The following is a 23,201-nucleotide window of genomic DNA, read 5'->3' on the forward strand; positions in this document are numbered from 1 at the left end:
AACGCATCTCTCAAGAGGTTGATTTTGAACTGGCAAAAGCACAAAGCTTTCTATGTGCCCTTAATCATTCTGGCCGTTACCATAGTTGTTGCCATTTTTGGTCAGGAACTGAGAATCGATTCATACGACGATCTGTTGTTTGAGTCAACGACTCTAATGGTTCTGACTTATCTCTACCTGCTCCTTAAAGACAGTCTTACCAGAAACCGAAAACTGGATCTGGGCTTCAATATGTTACTGCTAAGTAAGTTCTACGACGTAGCCACGGAGAGTGACTATCTGGCTGAGTTCATAAAAAACTACAACATGCTGGACAGCTTTCTGGAAGATGGCACCTTACAGGCCGCTTACCTGCTGATTGCATTTGGAGCAACGGATATGACCCGTAAACTGAAAATGCAAAGCATCAAAGACGAAATGACCGGACTGTATAACCGCAAGAAGCTGACAGATTTATCCCTGGATGAGTTTCAGCTCATTTACTTTGACCTGGATGGCCTTAAAGCGATCAATGACGAACAGGGCCATACTGAAGGTGACAGATACATCACTCGCTTTGCGCATGCGCTGGAAATGTGTTTAGAGCGGGGCGAAGACGCGCTGCGCGTCGGTGGTGATGAGTTTCTGGTCATTCTGTACCCCGGCCGTGCTGACAATTACCTTCAGAGACTGGCCGGCGTACTGATGCCTTACGATGTCGGTTATTCCTACGGCATTCAAAGCGCAAACAAAGATAACCTTGAACAGGCCCTGCACGATTCCGACAAGGCCATGTATAAAATGAAAAAGTCTAAGCCTGAAGAGCCTGATCAGCGCTGAGCAGCTCTTCCACCAGCCTGGGTACTTCAACACTGGCTTTGCCGTAACGCTTCTCTTCAAACTCGCTCTCTACCGCACTTGGCTCAAGGTTAATCTCTATAGTATGCGCACCGTGCATTCTGGCATCATGCACGAATCCGGCAGCCGGATACACGACACCTGAGGTACCTATGGATATAAACAGGTCAGCCTCTTCCAGCGCCGCATAAATATCACCCATTCGAAGCGGCATCTCACCAAACCAGACAATATGCGGGCGCATCTGGGCCGGTAACTGACAACAGTGGCACAGTTCTCCCAGTTCAATGTCATGGTGACAGTCAATCACCTGCCCTGAATCACTGCAGCGCGCTTTTAACAGTTCACCGTGCATGTGGATGACGTTCTGTGAACCGCCACGCTCATGAAGGTTATCGATGTTTTGCGTGATCACCGTGACTTTGCCATCCAGAAACTGTTCCAGCTTGCCCAATGCAAGATGAGCCTGATTAGGCTGAATAGCCTGATGCTGAAGTTTACGGCGTCTTTGATTATAGAAATCGAGTACCAGCCCCGGATCGCGGTGGAATCCTTCCGGTGTGGCGACATCTTCGATACGGTGATCTTCCCACAGCCCATCCTGGGCCCGAAAAGTCTGAATACCGGACTCAGCAGAAATGCCGGCGCCGGTGAGTACCACAATATTTCGGTATGGAAAATTCATACAACTTCCCTGCTTTGCGTGTGATTTAATTAATCTTAGCATTAATAAGGTTTTTAACGCAGGGGATCCGTGCCCTACCTTAGTCGAAAAAAAGGCGACCGGAGTCGCCTTTTTCACTGAAATCAGACAAATAACCCGCTCTAGTCTTCGTTAATCGAGCCGATCTTATGAATCGCCAGATCGGCGCCGTTGAACTCATCTTCTTCCGACAGACGCAGTCCCATCAATGTGTTCAGTGCCCCATACACAATTGCAGCACCAACAAGCGCAATAGTAATACCCGCCAGTGTACCTAACACCTGCACCGTCAGGCTCACGCCGCCAATACCGCCCAGCGCACTCTGACCGAAAATACCAGCTGCAATGCCCCCCCAGGCACCACACACGCCATGCAGCGGCCATACGCCCAGTACATCATCGATTTTGGTTTTGTTCTGCAGCCAGGTAAACAGCCATACAAACAGCGCGCCCGCTACCGCGCCGGTGATAAGCGCGCCAAGCGGATGCATCAGATCAGAACCGGCACATACCGCCACCAGGCCCGCCAGTGGTCCGTTGTGAATAAAGCCCGGGTCATTCTTACCGGCAACCAGTGCAGTCAGGATCCCGCCTGTCATCGCCAGCAGGGAGTTCATCGCCACCAGACCACTGATACCATTCAGCGTCTGCGCGGACATAACATTAAAGCCAAACCAGCCTACACACAGGATCCACGCGCCCAGTGCCAGAAACGGAATGTTGGATGGCGCAAAGTTAGTGTGCTTACCGGCACGTACCCGCCCTTTACGCATTCCAAGGAAAACCACTGCCACCAGGGCTATCCAGCCACCGACGCCGTGTACCACCACCGAACCGGCAAAATCATGAAAACCTACACCGAACTGGGCCTCAAACCAGGCCTGCAGGCCAAAGTTACCATTCCAGATCATGCCTTCAAACAATGGATACACCAGCCCCACGGTAAAGAAAGTCGCCAACAGGATCGGATAAAAGCGCGCACGCTCTGCGATACCACCGGAAACAATCGCCGGGATAGCCGCAGCAAAAGTCAGCAGGAAGAAGAACTTCACCAGCTCATAACCGTTCCCCGCAGAAAGCGTCTCTGCATCGGCAAAGAAGGTCCCGCCATAGGCGACCCAGTAGCCGATAAAAAAGTAAGCAATGGTCGATACGCCAAAATCCGCGAGGATCTTCACCAGCGCGTTGACCTGATTTTTGCGCCGCACGGTTCCCACTTCCAGAAAAGCAAAACCGGCGTGCATCAGAAATACCATAATGGCACCAAGCAAAAGAAAAAGTGTGTCTGAACTTTGGGTCAGTGTCTGTACCGCTCCATGTACCTGACTGGCATCAATGCTCATTGTTATGTGTCTCCTTTCCCGCCACTGCACTACAGCGGAATGATTGTTTCACCGTTTTGGTGATTTAATTAGTGAGCAGGAGACATCGCAAGCACTGTGCCATCAGTTGACGCCAGATCAAATTGGTTATAACACGTTGATTTTGCATAGTTAAAGATGACCACGCCAGTACCGGGAAGGTGATGGTATTCAATGCAAATGCACTTAATTGGGGAAGATGCACCATAGTAAAGCAGCCTGTTTGGGTGCGGATAATAAAAAGCCCCGCTCGGCGGGGCTTATAAACACTACAGGTTTGGACCTTTGGTCATACTGAACGGCTCGTTGGCCCTGAGCTTTTTCATACCCTGGAACATACGCACAAACCAGATGGCAATCGCCGCCAGGCCAAAGACCATACCGACATAAGGAATGTAATACGCCAGTCTGTCGATGATATGGTTTTTGTACCAGTAATTGTTCAGGCCGACCAGAACGCCATTGGATGTTGCCACCGTAATGATCAGCACCACAAAATAGGTCAGGTTGAGAAAGAAAGTCCGGATCAATCCGTAGTAGTGAGAATCGACGATCTCTCCATCTTCACCTTTATCCAGCCGGTAGCCCGCGTAAACAATCGCAATCACCCCTGATATCAGACAGGTAAAAGGAGTAAAGCAACTCAGGATATACGCTACCCAGATACCTTTATCAGGCTTTTTCATTTGCAGGTTCTCCTTTTACATCAGACTGAAGCTGAGCATCTTGCTCTCCCCGCTCTTTGGCTATCACCTCTTCGTACCACAGGTCATGGTGCTCTTTGGCCCAGGTTTCATCCACTTCACCGGTCACCATACCTTCCAGCGCACCTTCCATACCGAACAGACCGATATAGATGTGGAAGATAAAGCCACAGATAAGGATCAGAGCTGAAATTGCATGCACCAGATTGGACAGCTCCATATCACGGCGGGTCTGACCGAAAATCGGGAAATCCAGAACCAGACCACTGACAGCCGCAATCGCACCAAAGAAGATCAGCAGCCAGTAGATGGCTTTCTCACCGCCATTAGAGAAACCGGCAGAAGGATGCGTTCCCTTGTGCTTACCGACCATGCCGCCCATTTTCATAAACCAGCGAACGTCAGTCATGTTCGGAATCGACTTACGCCACCATTTCAGCAATACCAGCATCAGCAGAACAAAAAACAGCGGCCCCACATAGTTGTGGTACTGCTTGGCCAGCATAATGACAAAAGCCCACAGCTCTGTTGGTACATAGGGCTCCAGGAAATGTTTGCCATAAACCAACATCAGGCCACTGAAGGCCAGCGTCAGAAAAGTAAACGCCATGCTCCAGTGAAGCGCACGGTCCAGCCTGGACCAGCGTTTGATCTTCCTGCCGGTACGTGGCTTGCTCAGCATAAGCGGACCAACCAGCACATAAGCCAGTACAACCATGGCAATACTGCCAAAAATCGCTACAGCACCGGCCGGAGACATCCATTTCTCTTTAAGAATGTACCAGGCCTCACCTGGCGTACTGATAAGAACACCGTGCTCAGCAGATTTGGACGTGGTATAGCCCTCCTGACCCTCTTTAACCTGACGCCAGAAGTCAGCACCAGCCAGTTGTGTCATCTCCTGCTCTGCAGACGGAGAGACTTTCTCCTGAGCAGAAGCAGGCGCAGCAAAGGTCAGCAGCAATGCTGTCATTAAAGACAGCATTACCAGAGACGCACGTTTAAGCGTGTTTAACATCTGTCTCTCCTGACTCAGCTTTTGGTCGCGTCGTAAGAAAGATCGTTGCCGTCTGTCCAGCCTGCGCCTTTCGCTCCGCGCTCGACTACACGCTGACGGAAGATCCCGGAGATCTTCTCCGCATCACCTGCCAGAAGCGCTTTGGTGGAACAGAGTGACGCACACATCGGCAGCTTGCCCTCAGCAATGCGGTTCGCGCCGTATTTCTTACGCTCCTCTTCAGAACCTGGCTCGGTGTTTGGACCGCCGGCACAGAAGGTACACTTATCCATCTTACCGCGCTCACCGAAAGCAGACTGCTGCTGGAACTGAGGCGCGCCAAACGGACAGGCAAACAGGCAGTAGCCACAACCGATACAGAGATCTTTGTTGTGCAGCACAATGCCATCTTCAGTATGCTCGAAGCAGTCTGCCGGGCACACTGCCATACACGGGGCGTCCGTACAGTGCATACAGGCGACCGAAATGGAGTTTTCACCAGGTTCACCGTCATTAAGGGTGACTACCCGGCGGCGCTGAATGCCCCACTCCAGGGCATCGTCGTTTTCGTTCTTACACGCGGTCACACAACCGTTACATTCGATGCAGCGCTTGGTGTCGCACAAAAATTTCATTCTTGCCATAGATCTGTTCCTTACGCCTTACGAATGTTACACAGGGTGACTTTGGTTTCCTGCATCTGGGTAACCGGGTCATAGCCATAAGTGGTCGCGATATTCGCCGACTCACCGATCACATACGGGTCACAGCCCTCCGGATACTTGTCACGCAGCTCTTCGCCCTGGAACTTGCCACCAAAGTGGAACGGAATAAACGCCATACCAGGTTTCACACGACGGGTCACCATGGCTTTCACGTGAATGCGCCCTTTCTCTGCGCCTTCTACCCAGACCATCTCGCCATCTTTAAAACCGAGGTCGTTGGCGTCTTTCGGATTCACTTCAACAAACATCTCCTGCTGAAGCTCTGCCAGCCACGGGTTGGAACGGGTCTCTTCGCCGCCCCCTTCATATTCAACCAGACGGCCGGATGTCAGGATGATCGGATACTCTTTCAACTTATCCTGGTCCTGAATCGACTTGTACATGGTCGGAAGACGATAGATGGACTCTTTGTCATCCCAGGTCGGATAATCGGCCACCAGGTCACGACGAGGCGTATAGAGCGGCTCACGGTGCAGCGGAACGCGGTCCGGGAAGGTCCAGACAATGGCGCGCGCTTTGGCGTTACCAAAAGGAATACAGCCGTGCTTAATCGCAACGCGCTGAATACCACCGGAAAGGTCGGTCTTCCAGTTTTTACCCTCAGCAGCGGCTTTCTCCACCGTGGTCAGGTCGTCCCACCAACCCAGATGTTTAAGCAGCTTGTCACTGAACTCCGGATAGCCATCTTCAAGCTCACAGCCTTTCGAAAAGCTGTCTTCTGCCAGCAGGCTCTTACCCTCAAACTCCACACCGAAACGGGCACGGAAGTTACCGCCGCCTTCAGCTACCGGCTTAGAGGTATCGTAGAGAATGTGCGTACCCGGGTGTTTCATCTCCGGTGTGCCCCAGCAAGGCCATGGCAGGCCGTACGTTTCACCGTGCGCTGGTCCGCCTTCTGCTGCAAGGGTGGTCTTGTGGAAGGTATGCCAGTTCTGCTGATGCGCTTTGATACGCTCCGGGCTCTGGCCGGTGTAACCTATGGTCCACATACCGCGGTTAAACTCACGGGTGATGTCTTCAATCAGCGGCTGATTGTCGATAACGCGAACGTGTTTAAACAGCTGATCAGCAAAACCGAGTTTTTTGGTCAGCAGGTACATGATCTCGTGGTCGGGCTTTGACTCGAACAGCGGCTCAATTACCTGGTCACGCCACTGAATAGAGCGGTTGGAAGCGGTCACACTGCCGTAGGTTTCAAACTGAGTGGTCGCAGGAAGCAGATACACGCCATCGGTGCGGTCGTTCATGACAGCGGCAACAGTCGGATACGGGTCAACGATCACCATCATATCCAGCTTCTTCATCGCCTTTTTCATCTCAACGCCACGGGTTTGTGAGTTCACCGCATGACCCCAGTAGAACATGGCTCGGATGTTATCGTTCTGCTCGATGTTGTCTTTGTTTTCAAGCACACCATCGACCCAGCGCGATACCGGGATACCCATGTTGTACATAGGTTGCTTGCCACGGTACTTACTCTGGTCAAAGCGCTCTTTCACCCACTCGTAATCAAGATCCCAGACTTTAGACCAGTGTTTCCACGCGCCTTCAGAGAGACCGTAGTAACCTGGCAGGGTGTGAGACAAAACGCCAAGGTCGGTTGCGCCCTGCACGTTATCGTGGCCACGGAAGATGTTAGCGCCGCCACCAGATTTACCCATGTTGCCAAGGGCCAGCTCCAGCACGCAGTACGCGCGGGTATTGTTGTTACCTGTGGTGTGCTGGGTACCGCCCATACACCAGACAACGCAGCCCGGACGGTTTTCAGAAAGCAGTTTGGCAGTCTGATAGACCTCTTCCTCGGTCACGCCGGTAACACGTTCTACTTCCGCAGGATTCCATTTGGCGACCTCTTCACGGATCTCATCCATGCCGAATACACGCTGACGGATAAACTCTTTGTCTTCCCACTTGTTCTTAAACACATGCCACAGCACGCCCCAGATAAAGGCCACGTCACTGCCCGGGCGCAGGGAGACATAATGATCGGATTTGGCTGCGGTACGGGTACGGCGCGGGTCGGCCACCACGATCTTACAGTCGTTCTTCTCTTTGGCAATCAGAATGTGCTGCATAGCTACCGGGTGCGCTTCGGCCGGGTTAGAGCCGATAAAAAGGATCGACTTACAGTTATGCATGTCGTTAAACGAGTTGGTCATCGCACCGTAGCCCCAGGTGTTGGCTACACCCGCTACCGTAGTGGAGTGACAGATACGCGCCTGATGGTCAACGTTGTTGGTGCCCCACAGAGACGCCATTTTACGGAACATGTACGCCTGCTCGTTGTTGTGCTTGGCACTGCCGAGCCAGTAGACCGAATCCGGCCCCGATTCCTGACGAATCTTCGTTACATTGTCACTAATTTCATTGATCGCCTGCTCCCAGGAGAGCTTCTTCCACTTGCCGTTTTCCAGCTTCATCGGGTATTTCAGGCGACGTTCACCATGGCCGTGCTCACGCAGAGCAGCACCTTTGGCACAGTGACCACCGGCATTAAACGGGTGATCAAACGCCGGCTCCTGACCGGTCCAGACGCCGTTTTGTACTTCGGCGTAAATACCACAGCCCACTGAGCAGTGAGAACAGATGGTACGTTTGATTTCTGTCGGCGCGTCATGGTCGACGTCTGCGGCCTGGGCTTTTTTCATCATGCCCGGTGCAAACAGACCCGCACCAATGGCAGCGCCACCGGCGGCAAAACTGGTGTTTTTCATAAATGCCCGGCGGCTGATACCAAGGCGGTTCTGCTCCAGTTCAACACTGTCGGAGCGTTTGGTTAGTTTCATGGCTTTGCTCCCTTACAGTGTGTCGTAGTAATCACGGATATGCTGCGTTTCGCGATACCCTGTCACTTTTTTATCCGTTTGCGGCTTCTGCTCTTCCTGCGCCAGTGCGACTTTGGAAGTCGCTGCAACCGCAGTGCCTGCAACGGCTGCCGTAATCGCACCTTTAAGCAGGTTACGCCTGGATGTATCTGTTGGTTTCTCGTTATTCATACATTGCTCCTTTCTGGAAGCTGAAGCTTCTCTTGTGGTGCTGACTTATTTTTCTCTTTCAGGAGTCCGGACAACGAACTCCCTTACAGGGATGGTGGCGAAGCGGGTCTGCTCCAGCAGCAGGAACTGCTCAAGCAGAGCTGCAACGCTCTTGTAAAAAGCGGCACTGGGTGCCTGCCTGATTTGCTCACACAGGGCAGCAAACCACGGCTGAATATGACGGTTGAAAAACGCGTTCTGCTGCGCTTCACTCTCCAGCATTGCCATCACTTCACACAGTGCAGCGATATGGTCTTCCGGCTCTTTGGTCTGTTCGTTACGCTCAAAGCCAAGTGCTTTGAGGTCACGCCGGATCTCTGCCAGTGGTTTTTCCATCAACGCGCCTGCGATATGCCAGGACGCAAATGGCATCACTTCGCCCCGGCCAATACCAATAAACAGCGCCTGGTATTCATCACTTACTTCTTCAACGCTGGTATGTGCAGCGCTCTCGCTCAGCGCCTGCCATGCCTGTCGCATTGGCTGCTGTTCAATTCCTTCAGACTCTATAGTGGCCAGCCACCCGAGTTGTTCCGCAGTCGGAGCCTGACGAAGCAGCGCGGCCAGCAGGGCGTAAATCTCTTGTCTTAACTGAAATTGCTCTGATTGCATGCTCACTCCTAAATTCTCAGCTGCTGCTCAGGGTTATCTGCCATTTCGCTGAACATGTCGCGTACCCGGCAGTCTTCACACATAGCAATACGTCTGATTGCCGCTTCGTTGCTGTAATGAGAGTGACCACGTAACTTATCCTGCAGTTTGTCGACCAGAGACTGAGGCGCAAAAGGTTTACCACAGGATAAACACTCCGCGGCTTTCTCCTGGTGAATGACCTGAGCCTGACTGCGGGCTGCCTGATCCCAGTTCATACGCGAAGTCAGACTCAGCGCTTTTTCGGGGCAGGCTTTTTCACACATGCCGCACTGAATGCAGTCCTGCTCGGTAAAACTAAGCTGTGGGTTTTCACCATCATTGTGCAGCGCTCCGGTCGGACATACCGCGATACAACCCATACACAGGGTGCAGCTCTCCCCTTTACACGACACCGCACCATAAGGTGCGCTGGCAGGAAGCGGAGCCAGCAGCTGATTGGGGGCGTAACGCTCAGCCAGCAGGTTCAGGGCACCAAACAGTCTCTGACGCTTATCGCCCTCTCCGTGCCAGGTCTGGGTCATCAGAGGCGTCTGATGCAGTTCAGGCGGCTCATTGGCGATATCTTCGAGGTAGAGGATCTGAATCCGGCTGGTTTCGATACCAAGCTGACCCAGCAGAGTCTGGGCGGTTTCCACTTCCTGCTGCAGAACGCGCAATATAGTTGGCGGCATTCTGCGGCTGGCAGCAAACAGCACCTGAGTGGCACCGTTCACCAGTGCACTCAGCCAGGTATCTATGCCCACGGACGGCAGCTCATCCAGTTCCACCGGGATCACGCTCTCCGGCAAAGCCTCAAGCATCATGGCGTTAAAACGCTCATGGCGCTGACTGCAGAAAAGCACGCCCGGGGTTTCGCCCTGCGCTTTGCGGTAGTTAGCCATCAGAGAAGTCACGAAGCGCTGGGTCTGCACCGGCTCCGGTAGTGCGTAGTAAATCGCTTCTGTCGGACAGGCTGTGGCACACGTACCTACTCCCTGACAGAGATAAGGGTTTATCTGGATTTTGTGTCCGGTCTGATCATTACCGTCGCTGGTCAGTGCACCGGCGGGACAGGCGTCCACACAACGGTCGCAGCCTTTTACGCCGCGCGAGCTGTGAGCACACTTGTCGTTATCCAGACGGAAGAACTTGGGTTTGTCGAACGTGCCCATCAGGGTTGGGATCTCAGCCAGCGCATCCGAAAGTGACGGATAGCCTCGGCCAACCGGATAGTAGCCAGGTACCGGCACTTCTTCCTGCATTAACCCGTTCAGGGTGAGGTCGAGCACAAGATCAAAACAGTCACTGCCAATCGCCGCCGGAGCAGGATTATGCAGCCCATCTACCTTCAGGGTAAATGTTCCGAGAAATCCGCTGACTTCGACTTTTCGCGCAAGGTACCAGTTGTCAGCCTGGCGGCCTTCAGGCAGCTGGTCAACGCAGAACCAGGTCACACTGTTCATTTGCTCAAGCTGACCGGACAGCTCTTTAATCAGGGTCAGCGGCCCGATAACGGCGAGGTTACCACGGCTCTGGTAGCTGACTGTCGGTGGGATAAGATTACGCAGTTCGGCCGTTTGCTCAATGGCGGCGAGCCTCGCTCTGCCATTGGTGCTCCGGGCACTTTCAAGTATTTGCTTCAACATTGCTTCTTATTTTTTATTGCTTTGACCGCTCCTTATTGCAAGTACCGATCCAGGTCATAAACCCGTGCCACGGTCACAATCTCTGGTGAATTTTGAATCAGACGTAAACAGGTTTTTATAAAGGGGTGACAAAATGTCTCAAGTGATGATTTTGTGAATAGGTCAAAATGACCCTGTTTTCTATGTGGTACATTTTGTCTCACATTCGTCGTCAGGCTCATCTTCCTGATTTACCGATACGATTTGCTCATCATCTGGCGCGGCCTCTTCCAGTTGCTCTTTGGCCCAGTCCCGCAGCTGACCGGCAAGCTCTGAAGACAAGTTTCCAACTGCTTTGTAATCGTGGTCATAGTCGTTAAGCGCGTCTAACTCATTAAACTCCGCACTTAAAAACAGCTTACGCAGCGCGGCTTTCTTTACTTCCTTTTCAACCCCTTCTGCCAGCACTGATGCCAGGCTTGCCTCCTGTACTGACTCAACAGGCCCGGGAGCTGCAGGTTGAGGAGCTGCGCTTTCTTCAGCTGGCGGCCGGCTTACTTCTGCTTGCGTTTCATCCAGCTTGTTGCGCGACCAGCGCCTGAAAAACTCAGTTGCCACTTGCCCTCCCCGCGCCTTTGCGCTTCTTACGGCGCTGTTCAAGCAGCTCTCCGTTACGGCCGATAAATGCTTCCATCCAGGCCTGAACCGCCAGTGGCATGTCCGCAGAAAGCACCAGGTAATCGCCATCAAGATAGTTTCCGGCAACCGACTGGGAAGCGGTCAGCTGTACTGGTTTTGGCGGATCGGTTTGTTCAAGCGCCAGGAACAACTTTGGCTGACGCGAGCTGAGGTTAAAACGGTAGTCGGTCCTTTCATCGCGAAAGAGCTCAAGGGGCACAACCAGGGCTGAGTCTTCCTCCGGCTGAGTATTGATCCCGCACAGATCCCACTGCGTGGTAACCCAGCGCCCCTGTGAGACTTCCTTTGAACTGAGCTGGCACTGCAGCGGCCAGACAGTTTCGGATTTGGCTAACATTTCAGCGTTTCTCCGTTATTTGTTGTTTTAATCTGCCGGATAAAGCAAATCCTGAGCCAGATCGCTCCGGCGCTGCTGATGTTGGGGATAAATGTCCGTTTCCTCCGGCGCAACCATAAGGTAAAGTGGCGTGATTATTGCTGAATCCGTGACAGCGAAAATCATAATAAGGACACTGCGTGGCTCAACATCAAAACCCAAGCATCATCACTACCGGTGATGCCCCGCTCCAGACACACAAAGTCGAAGTCGTCGATGAGTATGGCGAAATTCTGCACAAAGAGATCGCCTGTGAACGTCCCCTGACGGTAATGCTCAACTGGAAAGAAGTCGTTACCCTGATGACACTGGGTTCCCGCCCGGAAGCCCTGGTGCTCGGTTATCTGAAGAATCAGGCATTTCTGGAAGATCCGGAAGCGGTAGAGTCGGTGATCATCGACTGGGAAACCCATACCGCTGCCGTAATCACCCGTGAAAACACCGAATACCTGGAAGAAGCGCTGAAGAAGAAAACCGTCACCTCCGGCTGTGGGCAGGGCACCATGTATGGCAACGTGATGAAAAAGCTGGATCACTACCAGGTACCTCAGGTTCAGATAAAGCAATCTGATATCTACGCCTCGCTTGAAGCCCTGACCCACTTTAACGATACCTACAAACGTGCCGGTGCTGTGCATGGCTGCGCGGTATGTCGCTCTGATGAAATCCTGTCATTTGTGGAAGATGTGGGCCGTCACAACGCTGTTGATACCCTGGCCGGAGAAATGTGGCTCAACCGTGAAGAAGGTAAAGACAAGCTCTTTTACACCACCGGTCGCCTGACTTCTGAAATGGTGATCAAAGTCGCTCAGATGGGCATTCCGGTACTTCTGTCCCGCTCAGGCGTTACTCAGATGGGGCTGGATCTGGCACACAAATTCGGTATCACCACTATCGCTCGTGCCAAAGGCCACCGCTTTCAGGTCTATACCGGTGCAGACAAAGTGCTGTTTGATGTAAAAGGCGAAGCAACTTCGGGATGAGTACAGAAACAAGTTCGGATGAGTAAAGTACCAGTATTTCTCCTCTCCTCCTTGCAAATCTCTCAATACGGGCCAACACTTACCCTGGTCCGTAACAAATAATTCACAAAACCGAAATAAAACGGACTCAGGGTCGCTGTCAGGCGACATAAACATACCTGCTATCAAAAGGCAGGAGTTGGCCAGGAGCTTCGTCATGACTACTTCGGATTCCCCGCGGGCCGGTTGGCTCGCCTCGTTTTCTATTAAAGCAAAAATGCTTGCTGTCACACTGTTTCTGCTCGCATCCATGCTTGGTTACGCCATCTATCAACATTTTGCACTCAATGCCCTCTCGCAGATGCAGGCTGCGTCTGAGCTGAACTCACTGAGTGAAACCGAGCTTTTGATGCTCAGGCGGCACGAAAAAGACTTTCTCAGCCGCCGGCTGCCCAAATATGTCGATAAGTTTAATCAGACGCATCAATTACTGATGGGCCAGGTCAGCGAACTGCAGAGCATTCTTAACGGCCAGCTGAGCGCAGGTGAAGCTGACTTTGCAAAAGTAAAAACAACGCTCGATGAGTACCGGACTCAGTTTAATGCCCTCGCCGCTCAGGCAAACAAAATTGGTGGAGCAGAGACCGGCGGTATCCTGGGCCTGCTTGAACAACAGGAGCAGACACTGCTGTCACAGATCAATGGCAATACAACGACAGCGCAAAAACTTGCACTGATGACCGCGCTGGATGCCAAAAACCGTTTTCTGCTTTCTCCCGATGAGTCACAACTGATGACTTTCAATGAAAACTGGCAGGTATTCAGCCAAAGCCTTTCTGAGGATGGGCTGGTTCAGAACGCAGACCAGTATCATCAGCAATTAAAGGCGCTTTATCAGGCGCTGGTAGTGTTTGGACTGGATCATAATTCCGGCATGCGTGGCGCGCTGCGCAAAAACGTGCACCAGACCGAAGAGATCCTGAACCAAATGCAATCGGCGATAGCAGTGAAGGTAACCCGCACCCGCACAGACATTACCCTTCACCTCCAGAGTACCGGCATTATGATCGCCGCACTGGTCTCTGCCCTTCTGATGCTGCTGAGTCTTCAGGTTTCGAAACGAATCATTAAAGTGAAAGACATGATGGAAGAAATCGCCTCCGGTCATGGCGATCTGCGGGTCAGAATGGCTGACAGCGGCAGAGACGAACTGGCACGCCTGAGTCAGGCGTTTGACCGCTTTGTGGACAAACTGCAAAGCAACATCTGCCAGGTTGCAGTGGTCAGCGACTCACTGACTGAATCGGTAACTGAATCCAGGCAGGCGACACAACGCTCACTGGACAACGCGCGTGAGCAGCAGCAGGAGTCATCGTCTATCGCCACCGCCGTCAATCAGCTGCTGGCGACAACCAAAGAGATCGCCGCTAACATCGACAACGCTGCCCACAAGGCCGAACGGGTCAAAAACGAAGCGGAAGAGAGTATGCGTCTGACCAATATCGCCGGAAGCAGCATTCAGTCCCTGACCAGCAATATTCACGACTCGCAGGCCCTGATCCGTACCCTGGAAGTTCAGAGCACCGAAATTCATCAGGTAGTGAACACGATTCGTGAAATCACTGAGCAAACCAATCTGCTCGCGCTCAATGCGGCGATAGAAGCCGCCCGGGCCGGAGAAAACGGCCGTGGCTTTGCCGTAGTGGCGGATGAAGTCCGTCAGTTGGCAAAACGTACTACAGACTCCACGGTAGAAATTGAAGGCACCATCAGCGGATTGAGTGAAGGTGTAGAGAAAACCGTTCATCTGATGCAAAACAGCCTGCACCAGGCTGAAGAGACCAATGGCCAGACCATTCTGGCTGTCGAAGCAATTCAGAGGATCGTGGAAGAAATCTCACATATCTTTGATATGAACTCACAGATTGCGGCAGCCTCAGAAGAGCAGGCTCAGGTATCTGCGGAAATTGACCGCAACATCACCCATATTGCCGACCTTGCTACTCAGACTGAAGGCTCTGTCAGCGATGCGGTACACGCGGCAGCCCAGGTCGAGACGTCAACCGGTCAGCTGAATGGCATTGTTGATCAATTTAAGTGTTAAAGCAGAAAAGAGACATGAGACGTATACAGCCCGGCCAGTACCGGGCTGTTTTGATTACGCCAGAGTGGTAGCGGCGATTACCGTTTGTTTATGCGGAAGATAAAGAGTAAAGCAGCTTCCTTCGCCAGGTTCAGAGCGAACTTCAATGTCCCCGCCAGACTGACTGAGCAGGCTCTGAGTCACCGAAAGCCCAAGTCCGGTACCCTCACGCTTTGTGGTATAGAAAGGGTCAAAAATTCGGGTCAGGCTCTCCCGGGCAATACCGCAGCCCTGATCTTCAACCGTTACCACTACGCCTTTTAACTCATCGTCTTCGTACCAGTCGCGGGTAGTGAGAGTCAGCTGGCCTTCGCCCTGCATAGCGTGAATGCCGTTCATCTCCAGGTTTACCAGGATCTGCAGCAACTGATGACGGTTCATTTCAATCACCGCTTTGGCTTCCAGCCGGGTCTCAAACACAATGTTTTGCCTCTTCACCGCGGTTTTCACCAGGGTCAGGCTCTCTTCGATGATCGGATTAATATGCTGCCAGGTGATTTCATCCTGGATCCCGCCCTGACGGCTGTACTGCAGCAGGCTGCGGGTAATGGTACGGATACGGTCGATCTGGGTGAGAATCGTCGTCAACTCTTCTTCGACGCAATCAGCACCCTCACCCAGTTCAAACTTAAGCAGCTCCACGTTGCCAAGGATCACCGCGGTCGGGTTATTGATTTCATGGGCAATACCTGCGGTCAGTTGACCGAGCGCAGCCAGTTTCTCACTGACGATCAGTTTATCCCGGGTCTGGTTCAGCAGCTGAATGTGGTGTTCAAGTTGCTCGGTTTTTTCTCTCAGCTTCAGGGTCCGGTTCTGCACTTTCTCTTCCAGCTGATCAGCAGCGCGGCGGATTTCCTGGTTTCGCTTCTCCAGCAGGTCGAGCATGTTGTCGAACTGCCCGGCAAGCTGGGAAAGTTCATGGTCGTGATGAAACCCAAGCTGGCCGATACGCTTGTGCCTGCCAGCCTGAACCGATTTCACAACGTAATGAATACGTTCAATAGGCGCGAACAGATCCCTTGAGCCCCGGTACACCATCATCCCGGAAATGAGCAGCAGGGTAATAATGGTCAGCCCTATCTCACCAAGGTTTGTAATATATACCCTTATAAGTGGCCAGATCAGATAACCGGTATAGAGCATTCCAATCACCTGGTCATCGTGGTCATAAATTGGCTGATATGCGGTGATGTACCAGTCATCGTACACGTAAGCCCGGTCAATAAAGTGCTGACCCCGTTCGAGTACGGCTTCTTTCACCCGATCTGAGACCCGGGTACCAATGGCACGCCCGGCGTTATCATCGCGGCTGAGCGGAACATTGGTGCTGATACGCACATCATCGAGGAACAGAGTAACCGTGCCTTTCTGAGGCTGCATCGGGTTGGGTTTGGGATAGATAAGATCGCGGATACGGTCGACCAGTGCGGTACTGTTGTTAAGCAGGATCCCGCCATCGAGATAACCAAGAAGTTTACCGCCGTGCCATACCGGATAAAAAGAGCGGCTGATAAGCCCACGGGATTCCTGACCGAACTCTCCAAGCAGGTTGATGTTAGCACGCCGGACGAGCTCCGGGTCAATTTCGGCAAGCTCTGCCTTGTCCAGCACAGAAAAAAAAGCATGACGGCTGTCGTGCCGTTCTTCCGGTAAAGACGGCAGCCAGCGCAGGAAATCGAGCTGATGATATTCTTTTTGCTGGCGAAGCCAATGATTCAGCTTTGAAGATCCGGCACTGGTCAGCAGTTCGTGCGTCAGGTGATGGTCTCCTACGGCCCGTAAGCTCTGTGCCTGCTTGGTCTGAAGGATTTCGATACTGTTGTCTGCCACCGACAGCTTTTCTTCCACGCTGGAAAGCGCATTTTGCCAGGTGTAATGGGTCGACCAGTACAGGGTAATACCAACCAGCGCCAGCAGGGTTAAGACTATCGGGGCTGACGTGAGAAACAGCAACCGGTAGCGTACCATGGTGCGAAAACGGAACTGCCACAACCTCAGCTGACCAAAAGGCCCGCGGTATTCAGCCGGCATGGTACTCACCTTCAGCGTCCCACTCTTTGTACTTGCGCTCCAGGGTCTTACGGGCTACCCCGAGATGACGTGCGGCCGCCGATTTGTTGCCGTCATGAAAGCGGACGACCTGCTGGATGTGTGACTTCTCTACCTCTTTCAGCGTCCACTCGTTAGGGTAGCCACCAATTTCATCGCTGCGATAGTCCGGCATTTCCGGCAACTCGGCATTATGTGACAATGTAACTGACACCCGTGGTGCTTCGCTCTCTCCACTCAGCTCACGCCAGTAGTGCGCAGGCGGTTTACCCAGCAGAATGCAGCGCTCCATCAGGTTTTTCAGCTCGCGTACGTTGCCCGGCCAGTCATAGTCGTTCATAGCCAGAATGTCTTCATGCGCCCATTTAGGCTCCGGCATGGTCAGCTCTTTGGCCAGCATACGGGTAAAAAATGGCACCAGCTCATTGAGATCTGTTTTCCGTTCGCGAAGCGGCGGTACGTCAATTTTGAGCACATTCAGGCGGTAGTAAAGGTCTTTTCGGAATGCGCCCTCTTCAACCTGTTTTTTCAGGTTCCGGTTAGTCGCTGCCACAATCCGTACATCAATACTGATCTCTTTTTCAGTTCCCACCGGGCGGATAGTCCGCTGCTCAAGTACACGCAGCAAAGATGCCTGCATGGCGAGCGGCATTTCCCCTATCTCATCAAGAAACAGGGTGCCTCCCTGAGCGACACGAAACAGACCTTCGCGGCTCTTTTTCGCCCCGGTGAACGCGCCGGAAGCATGGCCAAACAGTTCACTCTCCAAAAGCTCAGGCGCAATCGCACCACAGTTTAGCGGAACAAACGGCCCACCACGGCCGCTGGCCTGATGAATGCCACGGGCAACCAGCTCTTTACCGGTTCCGGACTCGCCTTCAATCAATACAGATGCCCTGGAAGGGGCAAACTGACCAATCAGCTGACGCAGGATTTTGGTTTTCTCCGCGCCACCGATGATTTCATTGCTCTGATAACGACCCGCGTCATGCCGCAGCGCCATCTGCATACGTTCAGACAGTCGCTTGTCCATACAGCGCTGAACGGACTTCATCAGCAGTTCCAGGTTAAACGGCTTAAGAATAAAATCGGAAGCACCCAGTTTCAGCGCGCTGATGGCCGTTTCCAGATCGGCATAGCCGGTCATAAAAATCACATCAGCGGGTTTATCCGGATCATTAAAGGCTTCGCTCCATTCAATGCCGGAGCGGCCTGGCAGGTTAATGTCGAGTACAATCAGGTCATAGTGATTCTGCTGGCGCAGCCCCTCTGCCTCTTCAATACTTCCGCAACAATCTACCCGGGAAAAAAACTTACTCAGTGCCTTATTGAGGATCGCCTGCATGCCCGGCTCGTCATCGACGACCAGTACGGAGAAGGCTTTATATCTGGCACTTTGCAGCCCGGAATGAAAGGATTGGTTGGATTGATGAGACATAAAACACCTTTTTGCCATGTCATGGGACAGAGTGTACCGTCGCCTGCTTGCGACCGGACAAGTATGTGCGACATTTTGTCCCAATGCAATCCTAACCGCTCTTAATTCAAACAAATAGTGATAGCCGTATCAGGAATTTGCCGGTGACGAACGCACCTTGCTGAGCTCTCAGGCTGTATGCTGCACTGCAGGTTTATGTCTCAAAGGCACGAAATGGTCCGGTTTATTGATATATCGCTTTTCCGTATCGCATATTGGCATTAGGATTGCACTGTCGGAGTGCTCACACGATCAGGTGTACAAACCCTGACCAATAATAATGACAACGGAAATACTATGAAAATTACCCTGCTCCCCCTGCTGGCTGCTGCAACCCTGAGCGGCACCGCTTACGCCGAGACTGATCTTCCTCACGTACGTCTGGCGACGACCACCAGTACCTATCACTCCGGCCTGCTCGATTATCTTCTGCCGGAGTTTAAAAAAGAGACCGGCTACCAGGTCGATGTTATTGCAGCCGGTACCGGTAAAGCACTGCGCATGGGCCAGAATGGCGATGTGGATTTGGTGATGACCCATGCGCCAAAAGCCGAAGCGGAATTTGTCAGCAACGGCTATGGCATCGAGCCAAAAGCGCTGATGTACAATGACTTTGTTGTCGTTGGCCCGAAAAGCGACCCGGCTGGTGTATTCGGTGAAAAAGACGTAGCCAAAGCATTCAAAGCCATCGCAGAAAAGAACCAGGCCTTCGTTTCACGCGGCGATGATTCCGGCACACACAAGAAAGAGCTGAACCTTTGGTCCCAGAGTCATATCGAGCCAAACTTTGGCGGCTACCGCTCTGTCGGCCAGGGCATGGGCCCGACCCTGAACATGGCCTCGGAAATGCAGGGCTACACCCTGACAGACCGTGGTACCTGGCTTGCTTACCAAAACAAGGTCGCACTGGCTATTGCTGTTGAAGGTGACAAACGCCTGTTTAACCCATACCAGGTGATCCTGATTAACCCTGAGCGTTACCAGGGCCTGAATACCAAAGGCGCACGCGTATTTCGTGACTGGCTGGTCAGCCCGAAAGCTCAGGCCCTGATCGATGCGTTTACCATCAAAGGCCAGAAACTGTTCGTTGCTGACGCAGAGCAAAGCTGAACATGACGCTTTGGCAGACAACCCTGGATGCCCTTCAGCTGCTGGTCAGTTTTGATCCGCAGCTGTGGACGATCGTAGGTGTTTCCTTTTCTGTCTCACTTATGGCGCTCTCGCTGGTACTGATCCCTGCTCTGGCGTGCGGTTATGTACTCGCCTACTTCCGTTTTCCTGGTAAATGGCTGCTGGTATCGCTGTTTCATACCCTGCAGGCGGTACCCACAGTGGTGATTGGCCTGCTGCTGTACATGATGCTTTCCCGTGCCGGACCGCTGGGTGACTGGCAGCTGCTGTTTACCCAAAAAGCCATGATCCTGGGTCAGATGCTGATCTGCTTTCCGATCCTGGTTTCCATGATGCACGGTACACTTCAGTCCAGTGACAAACGGGCGCTGGAAACGGCGGTCACCCTTGGCGTTTCGCCGCTGCGGGTTGCCCATACCCTGCTGTGGGAAAACCGCTTCCCGCTGCTGGCCGCCATCATCGCCGGATTTTCCCGCATTATCACTGAAGTCGGATGTTCTATGATGGTCGGCGGGAATATAATGAACATGACCCGCAACATTCCTACTGCTATCGCCATGGAAAGCCAGAAAGGCGCTTTCGCTCAGGGCGTGGCACTGGGAATGGTACTGCTGGCACTTGCCCTGCTGCTGAATTTTGCGCTGTCGAGCGTTCGCGGCAAAGGCTACCTGAAATCTTAAGAGGCAATATGACGTTAACCCTGCGTTGCGACAATCTGTCGATGAGTTTTAAGGAACGTTCACTGTTCCACATTCCCGGGCTGACGCTTGGGCCGCATGATGTGGTTTACCTGCGCGGCGACAATGGTGTGGGAAAAACCACCCTGCTGAAAATCCTCGCCGGACTGCTTAAGCCCACCGAAGGCCGCGTACTTCGTAACCAACCGGGACTGTTGCGCCGCCTGACCGGTACCGCTGGCCATCAGGGAGTGATTTATTTGCACCAGTCTCCCTATCTTTTTGACGGCAGTGTTTTTGAAAACATTGCGTATGGGATAAAATACGCCCCTGGAAATAAACGCGACAAACGCAACAGAGTGATTAAAGCTCTGCGCATGGTGGGTCTCGAAACCCTGGCCGATGAGCACGTTTCCCTGCTGTCAGGTGGTGAAAAGCAACGTGTTGCTATGGCAAGGGCCTGGATACTCAATCCGGCCATCCTGTTGATGGATGAGCCCAGTGCCAGCCTGGATAAAGAATCTGTCGAACGGCTGGTGGTTATGTGCAAAGACCTTATCGACCGTGGGTCAAGCCTGGTGATCACCAGTCATCAGACCAACGCCCTGACCGCCCTGTGCAAGAAGCAGTGGCATATCTCAGAGCAGACCCTGCGTGAGTCACCTGTGTTGCAACTGGTACAAGAGAATAACTATGCCATCTCCAACGCCAATTAGTTGGGTCATTCTGGCCGGTGGCCAGGCCACACGTATGGGAGGCCAGGACAAAGGTCTTGTGCGTCTTAACGACGTCCCGCTTATTGAACACGTAATCAACCGGATTAGTCCACACGCTGACGAACTGCTGATTAACGCCAACCGCAACCAGGATACCTATGCCGAATATGGTGCTGTTATCGGTGATGAGTTTGGCGACTACCCCGGTCCGCTCGGTGGCATTCATGCCGGTCTGGTAAAAGCAAAACATGACTGGGTGGGGTTTGTTCCGTGTGACAGTCCGCTGATCAAAGACGATCTTACCGATCACTTTGCCAAAGCTATTCACACAGACGTTGATATCCTGGTCGCTCACGATGGTGGTCACGTTCAGCCGGTCTTTACCCTGTTCCACAAACGGGTGCTGGGCCGACTGGAAGCGTTTCTGAAACGCGGAGACCGGAAAATCATTTTGCTCTACGATGAATGCCGCACCGAGTACGTTGACTTCAGCCACGATGAACAGAGCTTTATCAACCTCAATACACCAGAAGAACTACAACAGTTTGGAACCCTGATATGAGCCAACGCCCCGACCTGCCTATCCTCGGTTTCGCTGCCTACAGCGGAACCGGAAAGACGACCCTGCTTGAAGCCCTGCTGCCAAAACTGACCGATAAAGGTTTACGAATTGGTGTACTGAAACACGCGCACCACAACTTTGATGTCGATAAGCCAGGCAAAGACAGTTACCGCCTGCGTAAAGCCGGTGCCGGACAGATGCTGATCGCCTCACGCAACCGCTTCGCGCTGATGACCGAAACCCCGGAAGCCGAAGCAGGTTTTGATTACCTGCTCAGCCGCTTTGATGCAGACAAGCTTGATCTTATCCTGGTCGAAGGCTGTAAGAACATCGCGTTCCCGAAAATTGAACTGCATCGCGCTGAGCTGGACAAACCCTGGCTCTACCCAACCGACGCCAACATTATCGCGGTAGCCTGTGATGAGAAGATTGATACTACGCTTCCGCTGATGGATATTAACGACCTTGATGCTGTTGCTGATTTTGTAGTGGCGTTCAGCAAAGATAAGCAGAACAAAAGTAAGTCAGCACAACCCGCAGCCTGTTGCGACACCCTCTCCCCTGCATTTCTGTCAGTTAAGCAGGGACAGGAGAAAATCCTCGGCCAGATCAATCCGCTGAGTGAGCAGGATTCCGGTCTGGTGGATAATGCTTACGGCCGGGTGCTGGCGAAGCCCGTCTCATCGCCGGTAAATGTGCCCGCCTATACCAACTCCGCAATGGACGGTTACGCTATTGCCGGTGATTCGCTACAAACCGAATACCGCGTGGTCGCTGAAGTGATGGCTGGCCAGTCATACAATGAAGTGCTTCAGTCCGGTGAAGCGGTCAAAATTATGACCGGCGCACCGATGCCCGAAGGCGCAGATACTGTAGTAATGCGTGAACAGGCACAGCAAATCAGTGACATCGTAACGTTTGGCAATACATCTGTTAAACAGGGCCAGAACGTTCGTCAGGCCGGGGAAGACCTGGCCGTTGGTCAGCCGGTCTTTGTGACCGGTACCCGTCTTAACTCGCCAGAAATGGGTATGCTTGCATCGCTTGGCATGGCTGAGCTTCCGCTGGTTCGAAAGCTGAAAGTCGCGATATTCTCTACCGGTGACGAAGTACAGGCGCCGGGAGAAACACTTTGTGAAAACCGGATTTATGACTCCAACCGCTTCACTCTCAAAGGCCTTCTCACTTCACTGGGTTGCGACATCATCGACCTGGGTATCCTGCCGGACGACCATAAAGTAATGGCGGACGCGGTGCAAAGCGCTGCGCAAAGTGCCGACATGATCCTGACCTCCGGTGGCGTTTCTGTCGGGGATGCGGATTACATCAAAGCGGTGCTCGATGAACTGGGTGAAGTCGATTTCTGGCGGATCAATATGCGTCCGGGTCGTCCCCTCGCCTTTGGCCAAATAAACGGTAAGCCGTTCTTTGGTCTGCCAGGTAATCCGGTCGCGGTCATGGTGTCATTTATCAACTTTGTTGAACCTGCTATTCGTAAGATGCAGGGTGAAAAAGAGTGGCAGCCATTGAAAGTGACCGCGATTGCCGAAGAGCCACTTCGTTCCCGCCCGGGCCGGACTGAGTTTTCCCGCGGCGTGTACCAGCTCTCTCCTGCGGGTCAGCTGACCGTACGCACCACCGGCAAACAGGGCTCGGGTATTCTGCGCTCAATGAGTGAAGCCAACTGCCTGATTGAGATCACCCCTGAGGTGGACAGCGTCAAGGCCGGAGAGCCGGTCCGAATCATTCCGCTTCAGGGCCGGATTTAATCAGTCATACAGCCGGGCGC

21 protein-coding genes are annotated in these 23,201 nt (G+C 52.8%); 8 read left to right on the forward strand and 13 right to left on the reverse strand.

Features of this window, described 5'->3' with window-relative positions; all coding sequences use genetic code 11:
• The first annotated feature begins 24 nt into the window (after positions 1-24).
• Positions 25-819, forward strand: a complete 795-nt coding sequence (locus ACVB80_RS18135) for a GGDEF domain-containing protein (protein WP_481082701.1) — start codon at positions 25-27, stop codon at positions 817-819.
• Here ACVB80_RS18135 and cobB read toward each other — a convergent pair.
• The 11 genes from cobB to ACVB80_RS18190 form a co-directional block, all read right to left on the reverse strand.
• Positions 791-1,522, reverse strand: a complete 732-nt coding sequence (gene cobB / locus ACVB80_RS18140) for a Sir2 family NAD+-dependent deacetylase (protein ID WP_481082702.1) — start codon at positions 1,520-1,522, stop codon at positions 791-793. The two genes, ACVB80_RS18135 and cobB, sit on opposite strands and share 29 nt — an antisense overlap.
• Positions 1,523-1,662: 140 nt before the next feature.
• On the reverse strand, positions 1,663-2,883 hold the full coding sequence (locus ACVB80_RS18145; protein ID WP_481082703.1) for an ammonium transporter: 1,221 nt from the start codon (positions 2,881-2,883) through the stop codon (positions 1,663-1,665).
• Between the two features lie 287 nt (positions 2,884-3,170).
• The gene (locus tag ACVB80_RS18150) at positions 3,171-3,587 is read right to left on the reverse strand and encodes a hypothetical protein (RefSeq protein ID WP_481082704.1); all 417 of its coding nucleotides are present in this window, start codon (positions 3,585-3,587) and stop codon (positions 3,171-3,173) included.
• Positions 3,574-4,623 carry a formate dehydrogenase subunit gamma gene (locus ACVB80_RS18155; protein ID WP_481082705.1) on the reverse strand — a complete coding sequence of 350 codons (1,050 nt, stop codon included), beginning with the start codon at positions 4,621-4,623 and terminating at the stop codon, positions 3,574-3,576. The genes ACVB80_RS18150 and ACVB80_RS18155 overlap by 14 nt, the downstream gene beginning before the upstream one ends.
• Before the next feature lie 14 nt (positions 4,624-4,637).
• Positions 4,638-5,246 carry a formate dehydrogenase FDH3 subunit beta gene (gene fdh3B / locus ACVB80_RS18160; protein WP_481082706.1) on the reverse strand — a complete coding sequence of 203 codons (609 nt, stop codon included), beginning with the start codon at positions 5,244-5,246 and terminating at the stop codon, positions 4,638-4,640.
• An 11-nt stretch (positions 5,247-5,257) separates the two neighbouring features.
• The gene (locus tag ACVB80_RS18165; RefSeq protein ID WP_481082707.1) at positions 5,258-8,113 is read right to left on the reverse strand and encodes a formate dehydrogenase subunit alpha; all 2,856 of its coding nucleotides are present in this window, start codon (positions 8,111-8,113) and stop codon (positions 5,258-5,260) included.
• 12 nt (positions 8,114-8,125) lie between these two features.
• Positions 8,126-8,323, reverse strand: a complete 198-nt coding sequence (locus ACVB80_RS18170; protein ID WP_481082708.1) for a twin-arginine translocation signal domain-containing protein — start codon at positions 8,321-8,323, stop codon at positions 8,126-8,128.
• A gap of 45 nt (positions 8,324-8,368) precedes the next feature.
• Entirely contained in the window at positions 8,369-8,974 is a 606-nt protein-coding gene (locus tag ACVB80_RS18175; protein WP_481082709.1) for a TorD/DmsD family molecular chaperone, read from the reverse strand.
• An 8-nt stretch (positions 8,975-8,982) separates the two neighbouring features.
• Positions 8,983-10,641, reverse strand: a complete 1,659-nt coding sequence (locus tag ACVB80_RS18180; protein WP_481082710.1) for a 4Fe-4S dicluster domain-containing protein — start codon at positions 10,639-10,641, stop codon at positions 8,983-8,985.
• A gap of 180 nt (positions 10,642-10,821) precedes the next feature.
• Complete coding sequence (locus ACVB80_RS18185; RefSeq protein ID WP_481082711.1) at positions 10,822-11,238, reverse strand: DUF3306 domain-containing protein; 417 nt, start codon at positions 11,236-11,238, stop codon at positions 10,822-10,824.
• A complete protein-coding gene (locus tag ACVB80_RS18190) occupies positions 11,228-11,656 on the reverse strand; it encodes a DUF3305 domain-containing protein (RefSeq protein WP_481082712.1) in 429 nt (142 codons plus the stop codon). The genes ACVB80_RS18185 and ACVB80_RS18190 overlap by 11 nt, the downstream gene beginning before the upstream one ends.
• Positions 11,657-11,835: 179 nt before the next feature.
• Here ACVB80_RS18190 and ACVB80_RS18195 point away from each other — a divergent pair, with 179 nt between their 5' ends.
• Positions 11,836-12,678: a formate dehydrogenase accessory sulfurtransferase FdhD gene (locus tag ACVB80_RS18195; RefSeq protein ID WP_481082713.1), complete on the forward strand. Its 843-nt coding sequence runs from the start codon at positions 11,836-11,838 to the stop codon at positions 12,676-12,678.
• Positions 12,679-12,874: 196 nt separating this feature from the next.
• Entirely contained in the window at positions 12,875-14,761 is a 1,887-nt protein-coding gene (locus tag ACVB80_RS18200) for a methyl-accepting chemotaxis protein (RefSeq protein ID WP_481082714.1), read from the forward strand.
• A gap of 54 nt (positions 14,762-14,815) precedes the next feature.
• Here the strand turns inward: ACVB80_RS18200 and ACVB80_RS18205 are convergent, their stop codons facing one another.
• Positions 14,816-16,831 (reverse strand): sensor histidine kinase, encoded by a 2,016-nt coding sequence (locus ACVB80_RS18205; protein ID WP_481082715.1) that lies wholly within the window; start codon positions 16,829-16,831, stop codon positions 14,816-14,818.
• Entirely contained in the window at positions 16,821-18,287 is a 1,467-nt protein-coding gene (locus ACVB80_RS18210) for a sigma-54-dependent transcriptional regulator (protein WP_481082716.1), read from the reverse strand. The genes ACVB80_RS18205 and ACVB80_RS18210 overlap by 11 nt, the downstream gene beginning before the upstream one ends.
• Positions 18,288-18,623: 336 nt before the next feature.
• Between ACVB80_RS18210 and ACVB80_RS18215 the strand changes: the two genes are divergently transcribed.
• The 5 genes from ACVB80_RS18215 to ACVB80_RS18235 are packed head-to-tail and all read left to right on the forward strand — an operon-like array spanning position 18,624 to position 23,181.
• On the forward strand, positions 18,624-19,436 hold the full coding sequence (locus ACVB80_RS18215) for an ABC transporter substrate-binding protein (RefSeq protein WP_481082717.1): 813 nt from the start codon (positions 18,624-18,626) through the stop codon (positions 19,434-19,436).
• Between the two features lie 2 nt (positions 19,437-19,438).
• Entirely contained in the window at positions 19,439-20,137 is a 699-nt protein-coding gene (locus tag ACVB80_RS18220) for an ABC transporter permease (RefSeq protein ID WP_481082718.1), read from the forward strand.
• 8 nt (positions 20,138-20,145) lie between these two features.
• Positions 20,146-20,850, forward strand: a complete 705-nt coding sequence (locus ACVB80_RS18225; protein ID WP_481082719.1) for an energy-coupling factor ABC transporter ATP-binding protein — start codon at positions 20,146-20,148, stop codon at positions 20,848-20,850.
• Positions 20,828-21,412 carry a molybdenum cofactor guanylyltransferase MobA gene (gene mobA / locus ACVB80_RS18230; RefSeq protein WP_481082720.1) on the forward strand — a complete coding sequence of 195 codons (585 nt, stop codon included), beginning with the start codon at positions 20,828-20,830 and terminating at the stop codon, positions 21,410-21,412. The genes ACVB80_RS18225 and mobA overlap by 23 nt, the downstream gene beginning before the upstream one ends.
• The gene (locus ACVB80_RS18235) at positions 21,409-23,181 is read left to right on the forward strand and encodes a bifunctional molybdopterin-guanine dinucleotide biosynthesis adaptor protein MobB/molybdopterin molybdotransferase MoeA (protein WP_481082721.1); all 1,773 of its coding nucleotides are present in this window, start codon (positions 21,409-21,411) and stop codon (positions 23,179-23,181) included. Before mobA ends, ACVB80_RS18235 begins: the two co-directional genes overlap by 4 nt.
• Positions 23,182-23,201: the final 20 nt, after the last annotated feature.

The sequence above is a fragment of the Vibrio sp. 9-16B-A1 genome (assembly GCF_056726165.1).